General features: G+C 42.2%; 9 protein-coding genes. All 9 read right to left on the bottom strand.

All coding sequences use genetic code 11. The features are described 5' to 3' along the window. Window positions 1-428: Uma2 family endonuclease (locus ACEW9J_RS06790; protein ID WP_373544374.1), on the bottom strand; the 428-nt coding region annotated here is incomplete at its 3' end. Between the two features lie 106 nt (window positions 429-534). Further along, a complete protein-coding gene (locus ACEW9J_RS06795; RefSeq protein WP_373544375.1) occupies window positions 535-1,113 on the bottom strand; it encodes a replication/maintenance protein RepL in 579 nt (192 codons plus the stop codon). Between the two features lie 648 nt (window positions 1,114-1,761). Next, window positions 1,762-2,049, bottom strand: a complete 288-nt coding sequence (locus tag ACEW9J_RS06800; RefSeq protein WP_373544376.1) for a hypothetical protein — start codon at window positions 2,047-2,049, stop codon at window positions 1,762-1,764. 286 nt (window positions 2,050-2,335) lie between these two features. After that, window positions 2,336-3,250, bottom strand: coding sequence for a hypothetical protein (locus ACEW9J_RS06805; RefSeq protein WP_373544377.1), 915 nt, complete (start codon window positions 3,248-3,250; stop codon window positions 2,336-2,338). A gap of 190 nt (window positions 3,251-3,440) precedes the next feature. Then, window positions 3,441-4,121, bottom strand: a complete 681-nt coding sequence (locus ACEW9J_RS06810) for a tyrosine-type recombinase/integrase (protein ID WP_373544378.1) — start codon at window positions 4,119-4,121, stop codon at window positions 3,441-3,443. Between the two features lie 212 nt (window positions 4,122-4,333). Next, the gene (locus ACEW9J_RS06815; protein ID WP_373544379.1) at window positions 4,334-4,564 is read right to left on the bottom strand and encodes a hypothetical protein; all 231 of its coding nucleotides are present in this window, start codon (window positions 4,562-4,564) and stop codon (window positions 4,334-4,336) included. Continuing rightward, window positions 4,551-4,817, bottom strand: coding sequence for a hypothetical protein (locus ACEW9J_RS06820; RefSeq protein WP_373544380.1), 267 nt, complete (start codon window positions 4,815-4,817; stop codon window positions 4,551-4,553). Before ACEW9J_RS06820 ends, ACEW9J_RS06815 begins: the two co-directional genes overlap by 14 nt. A gap of 42 nt (window positions 4,818-4,859) precedes the next feature. Next, on the bottom strand, window positions 4,860-5,450 hold the full coding sequence (locus tag ACEW9J_RS06825) for a Uma2 family endonuclease (protein ID WP_250689023.1): 591 nt from the start codon (window positions 5,448-5,450) through the stop codon (window positions 4,860-4,862). A gap of 1 nt (window position 5,451) precedes the next feature. Further along, window positions 5,452-6,024 (bottom strand): replication/maintenance protein RepL, encoded by a 573-nt coding sequence (locus ACEW9J_RS06830; RefSeq protein WP_373544381.1) that lies wholly within the window; start codon window positions 6,022-6,024, stop codon window positions 5,452-5,454. Between the last annotated feature and the right edge of the window lie 491 nt (window positions 6,025-6,515).

The following is a 6,515-nucleotide window of genomic DNA, read 5'->3' on the forward strand; positions in this document are numbered from 1 at the left end:
ATCTCTAGTTTGGCTTTGCGGCGGCGTTTGGGGTTGTAGATGACGTAGTAAAGTACGCCCATCTGCGCGTAGCTATCGAGTTTGTTGGTATATTCTCCGCCTGGGGTGGTGGAGACTACTTCTAGCACTAATATCGGCGGTATTTCTTCTTCCCAAAGCAGGTAGCTCAGGCGTAATTCTTCATCATAAAATCGCTCGACGTTGAGACTCAAGAAACCGTCGGGGACGATTGGCGGTTTTTCTGGATGGGTGTAGATGCCCATGTCGATGCCAAAGAACCAGTCCATGCGGTCTGCCCAGAGGATTTGGAGGATCGATTTGAGCAGGCTGGGGATGATTTCTTGAAGTTCGTTATCCACGGGGGTATCGTCGGAGCAGGGCAGTTCGTCGGCGGTGGGTAGGTATCTGGGTAGCTCGTACTGATACATAACTGATGAGTAGTAAGCGAATGGCTTATGCCTATTTTATCTTAGCTGTCGGTATGACAACTCTCATTGCTAAATTGGTATTTAAATTAGGGGTGAAAATTGTTATCTATGCGACTTCCTGGGTATCTGTTTGTTCGGTTTGAGTAGGAAATTTCCCCTTAATTACGTTCTCTTCTTCCTCAAGATTTTCGTTATCCTCAGCAAAATGATGATATTCAATTAGAACATTCATTCGATGCTTATGCCCTCCTTTAAATATTACATCAGGGTTAAGAATAATTGAACCACTTTTACGGCTAATAATTTTATGTTCTTCTAGTGCTTGTAAAGTCTTAACAACAGTAGGAACACTAGTTTTTGTTTCCTTAGCTATTTCCCTTACTGTTTTTATAAGCGTATTATTTCCTGGGTATCTTGTTTTAAGCAAATAAGCTAAGATCTGCATTTTTGCATTACCAATTTCATCTATTGCCATAAGAATATGAGAAAGCCAAATTTTTTGAAAGTTAGCATCACAATCCTCAACTGAAATTACATTAAACTCTTTTACTTCGCCAGTTGTATTATTTGTGTATTCTTGTGTTCCAGCAACTCTTCCCTTTCTTGTCGTTGACGGTACATCTTGCTCTGATGGTACTGAATTACTATTAATGAGGCTGTCAGCAGATTTGATTGCTTTTCTCACGCTTAAATTACCCTATAACAAATGTTTAATTTTAACTTTAGCACAAAATCCGTAACTCAAAACTTTGTTTAAATCGTATTTAAGTATTTGTGCAAAAAAATTTAAACAAATGTGAAAGAAAATTTAAACAAGCAAAATCGCTGAAACTCATGTTGGTCATGAGTTTCAGCGATTTTCGTTTATTTTTACTCTAAGTCTATTGTTACTACGAGAATCTAGATTTTATAGAGGTTCTAGCGATCTCAATTTCTCTTTTCTTGTTTTTCACTCTAGTTTCGGGTGTAACACCCCCTAGAAGGTCGATGGAATGATTCTCCCGCCCTTTACACCAAAACAGATCTAATAGGTCTTCCTGAGCCTTCTAGCCCTGAGTTTTGATTTTGGGAATTTTGGACAAAATTTACCTCTCCTAGGGGGTGTGAGATCGAGTTCGCGTTGCTCACGCTTTTTTTCGCAGGGAAAACACCCAAGCTCCGCTCACCGCGCAACCTTGACTCGACGCGCTAGGAAAAATTAGTAACCCCGACCGAACGAACGAAACGAGAGCCAGCAAAGCTTATCGTCGGTCGGGCTTTCTAATTTTAGCGCGGCGGTAAAGGTCAAGCCCTGCGGGTGCGCTAGCTTCAACCCCTCCCTCACTCACTTCACTCAAGCCAGCGGTTCGGCTTCTAGGGCTAGTTCTCGTTCTAACTCTCCAATCAATTGATTGAATTTAGTCCAATCTCTACTCGGTTTAGAGTTCACTTTGTACCGCTCGATTATCGCTTTTAAATCTGGGACTTTTGACTCGATATCTTTGTCGATCTCAATCTCTAAACTACCTTGGTGAAATCGATTTACTAATTCATCAATTTGTGGTTTTAGATTGATTGGAATCCGAATGACTGTAGTTTGATATGCTGCTTTGTGTCCTCTACCGCCGACTGGTTTATTCATATCTATAAACTTGTAACAGCTTTAAGATCTAATTTTATTAACTCGTAACAGGTTTGTCAAGTTTTTCAATTAATCTTGTTACAGGTTTATTTATCCAACTAACAAGTTACAAAATCAGCGCGTTTTTTGCTGTAGCGACCGCTAGTAAATACCGATTGTACCTGGGACTACTTGAGGTAGGCAAAAAACACGCAAGCCTCGCGGCAGAGCGGCATCGATACCGATAGCACTGAGGATCTGGAGTGGCAGTAAAAGAAAAAAAGAGTGAGCTTTGCGAACACGATCTCTACATACTCAGTCCATAATCTTCTTCTATCTCGTCGTCATCATTGTTAAAGTTAACTGTGATTGGATAACTTTTTGGTTCTGATTGAATCTGTTCGTTATTAAATAACTCTTGTTCTGATTGTTGCTCTGGAAGTTGTAGATATTCTCGCTCGATGAATACTTCATCATTTTGATAGTTATCTGGTGCTCTGCCATTAATCTTTAGATATTCTGGGCATAATTGATTTAATCTCATTCCAGCTTGTTGAATCTCATTTGCTATTTCTAAATCTCCAGTATTCATCCTGCTAGTGTATGCCGCTCTTAATTCTCCAGCAGTAGGGACGAGATCGTGACTGGTTTGGATTCTCACAGATTTTAACTTTTCCGCTTCGATTAACTTAACTTGTTCTGATTCGATCTGTTGGTTAATGGTGTCGGTTAAGGTTCTAATGCTGTCATTATTAAATGTAACTATACTGCCACTGTCATAAGTGCCCAGATCGATTTTTTTCATCCCCTCGGTGATGATATTTTGGGCGGTGGCTTTAACATAACTATTATCTAAAATAGAGCGATCTACATTACCAATTTTATAGATAACTCGATCTCGATAATCTTTGGCTAGATCCATCTTGATATTGTAGGTTTTAAGCTGATATTCTAGTAGTCTTTCTATACGTTCTAGCGTCCGGTCTGGATGCTTTAATTCAGATGTCCAATGTCCGAGATTCCGATTCATCTGCATTAATGGCTTACCGTATTGGCTGACTTTAACGATGGGTCGGGAACTATTACCGTTTACTAGCTCGATTGCATAATCGTCGAAGCCAACAGTCTGACTATCCATCTTTTCTAACAGTGAGATTGCTAGTTCTGCTAGATCTGGGCGGGTCGGGTGTTGAGTGGGCTGGTTTCGAGTGATAGGGTTCAATTTGAATACATGTCTAGGACGAGTGAGAAGTATCCATTTCATCAAACAAGAATCAAATGAGGGGTTATTTGCATAAACCCTATCGGAGCTTTTCCCTTCTCCAATAAAGCTGTTACAGCTTTATTGGGATGACCCCCGACACCCCTTGACAAGATATCTTAGTTGTTGTCGGGGGTAGGCAGTAAACTTGTTACAGCTTTGATGAAGACTCAGTAATAAGATAATTTGTCGAAGTCTGCGGGACGAGATCCTGTGCTGGTGCGGGTTGTGATATGGGGGTGAGCATCGATAAACTGGCGACAGCCCCTAATACCTGTTCCGGTCTGACCTCTAGATATTTGTAGAGTTGGTCTAGGGTGCGGTGTCCAGAGATTTCTTGAATTACCCGCAATGGGATACCCGCATTGCTCATTTGGGTGAGGGCGGTACGCCTAAAGCTGTGGGTGCTGACTCCTTCGATGCCCACGCGGGTACAGGCTTCACGCAGCAGCCACATCGCTGAGTCGCGGTGGAGGTGGGAGTCGGCGCGACTGTGGGTTTCGTTGCCAGGGAAGAGGTAGCGGGAGTTGCGACGGGGGGTATAGGCGGTGAGTTTGGCGCACAAGTCGGCGATGACGGGGATGGTGCGGGTGGCGAGTTTGCCTTTGGTGTTGCCTTTGCGGATGATTAGTTCGGGGCGGACGTTGCCCTTGGTGTCGTAGACATCCCGTTTGGCGAGGGTGACGGCTTCGGAGATCCGACAGGCGGTGTAGAGACAAATGGCAAATAGGGCGCGGTCGCGGTCGGGCTGGACGATGAAGCCCTCATTAAAGAGCAGTTGGAGTTCGGCAGTGGTGAGGATTTTTGCTTGACCGTGGCGGTCGATTTTCATGGTTGACCCCAGGGCGGAGATCTTTATTGAACTGCTAAATGGGGGTGGGGGTCAAGCTGGGGGTGTGTGGTAAACCTGTTACAGCTTTAATTAGCTGCCTAGTAAACCTGTAACGGGTTTGGTACTATGACCCCCCGACAGGTACCGACAAAATTATTGTACCCATTGTCGGTACCTGTCGGGGGTGGGCAATAAACTTGTTACAGGTTTATCTAAGCTACATGATATGCGGTGATAACCGTTTGTTTGTCGCCACTGTAAATCGATTCAACTCTTTGGTATTCCGAATGTGCCCACCAAATTTTTAATCTACCACCTTGGGCTGGTGCCGATCCCGCTGTGAAGTAACCCGCAGCGGTCATTCTATCTTCAAACTCTTGGGCTGGCAGAGTTTTACTCGAAAATTCAGGTAGTCCATCAATCTGATGTTTATCTAGGGTCATACGAACCCTTGTAGCTCGTAAGGATTCTATATCCTGGCAGAACTATCGCGATTCCATATCGACTATCGATCGTTCCAGGATAACGATGAGGTGAATCGTCTGGCTCGTGTCCGCCCAGCCTGATTGCAATAGATCCCAACCATAAGTAGACTCCTGGGAAGAGCAGATCCATGTTGTAGGCGATGGTACGCATTTTCTCGGCATGAGCTTCTTGCGCGATGCTTGCGGCTGATTGAGGAGTAGTTATGGTCATAGCTTTTGAAATTGTTAATTAACCGATAAACTTGTAACAGCTTTACCAGATCGTACTTAAATCTAGTACGAATCCAGGCAATACATCTTCACCGCTAAGGGTAATCGGAGATTCTAAAACTTCTATCTCTTGGCCTAGCCTGTAAATTTCTACTTGCTGCTTTTGAGGGTTAATCAGCCACCCCAGGCGTACTCCGTTGGTGCGATACTCAACCATCTTTTCTTGAAGGGTTTTGAGGCTATCTGATTTGGATCTCAGTTCGATAACAAAATCAGGAACTACTGAAGGAAAAGCAATATCAGATGAAATATTTGCAAGTTTGGACTTTTCAATCCAAGTTACGTCAGGCGATCTAATTGCCCCGTTTGGAAGAGTAAATCCACCGGAAGAATCGAATGTTCTACCTATTTTAGTTTGTCGATTCCAAATGACAACATCAGCACTTAAATCACCGTTTTTTTCTGAGCTTTCAAATCCCGCTGGTGCCATCGTTACTAGTTCTCCATCGGCTGTTAGCTCTAATCGTAATTCTGGATTGTCTTGGCACAGTAGCTCGAACTCTTCGTGAGTGATGCGACGAAGAGTTATCCGACTGGTATCGACTAACAATGGTCTAGCTTCTAAAGATTGCATGTTAACTAGCCTCTTTGATGGCTTGCTTATGAGTAAAATTTCCTTCAATTACATTCTCATTCTCTTCTTCTTCACACAATTCAACACCTTCTGCAAAATGGCTATACTCAATTAAAATATTCATACGATGTTTATGTCTACCCTTGAATATCACATCAGGATTAAGGATAATTACACCTGTTTTTCTTCTAATAATATTGTGTTCTTCTAATGCTTTAAGTGTTAAATTAACCGTCTGAAGGCTTGTTCCAGTCTCTTTAACAATTTCTCTAACGGTTTTATTAAGTGTATTATTACCTGGATAGCGATTTTTGAGTAGATAATTCAAGACTTTCATTTTTGAATTACCAATTTCGTCGATTGCCATAAGAATGTGTGATAGCCAAATCTTCTGGAAATTTGCATCACAATCTTCGACTGAAAGTACATTGAATTCCTGACTTACACCTGTTACGTCATTAGTATAGCTAGCTACTCCAGCAATCTTACCTTTCCTTGTTGTTGATGGTAAGCCACGTTTTTTAGTCTCTGTCTCGCTTTCGTTGATTTTTTGATTGCTATCTTCGTTCTGCACTTTGTTCTATTCTCGATGCTAAGAATGTTCTACTCACATTAGAACATTCTTTCCGATGGTCTGTCAAGTTTGTTCTAGTTTAATTAGAACAAAAGATCTCAAAAGCGAGAACAAAAGATCTCAAAAGCGAGAACAAACGAAATGTACTTAAAGCTATGTATAGTAATAATTTCAGGCGTTTTTACTCTTTTTTTTCTCTAAGTCTAGTGTTAGGGCATAAATCCAGTGATAACAAGGCTTTCATACAAGTACGATCCGTTGATGTTTGTTTTTCATCCTAATTTTGGGTATTACACCCCCTAGAAGGTCGATGAAATGATTTCTACGCCCTTCATACCAAAAGAGATCTAACACGCCTTCCTAAGCCTTCTAGCCCTGAGTTTTGATTTTGGGAATTTTGGACAAAATTTACCTCTCCTAGGGGGTGTGAGATCGAGTTCGCGTTGCTCACGCTTTTTTTCGCAGGGAAAACACCCAAGCTCCGCTCACCG

It is taken from the genome of Chamaesiphon sp. (assembly GCF_041737865.1).
In the GTDB taxonomy this organism is placed as follows: Bacteria; Cyanobacteriota; Cyanobacteriia; order Cyanobacteriales; family Chamaesiphonaceae; genus Chamaesiphon.

Bases quoted from the DNA above. Each gene is read 5' to 3' on its own strand.
- ACEW9J_RS06815 (WP_373544379.1), bottom strand. From the start codon at position 4,564: ATGACCCTAGATAAACATCAGATTGATGGACTACCTGAATTTTCGAGT.
- ACEW9J_RS06820 (WP_373544380.1), bottom strand. From the start codon at position 4,817: ATGACCATAACTACTCCTCAATCAGCCGCAAGCATCGCGCAAGAAGCT.
- ACEW9J_RS06810 (WP_373544378.1), bottom strand. From the start codon at position 4,121: ATGAAAATCGACCGCCACGGTCAAGCAAAAATCCTCACCACTGCCGAA.
- ACEW9J_RS06825 (WP_250689023.1), bottom strand. From the start codon at position 5,450: ATGCAATCTTTAGAAGCTAGACCATTGTTAGTCGATACCAGTCGGATA.
- ACEW9J_RS06800 (WP_373544376.1), bottom strand. From the start codon at position 2,049: ATGAATAAACCAGTCGGCGGTAGAGGACACAAAGCAGCATATCAAACT.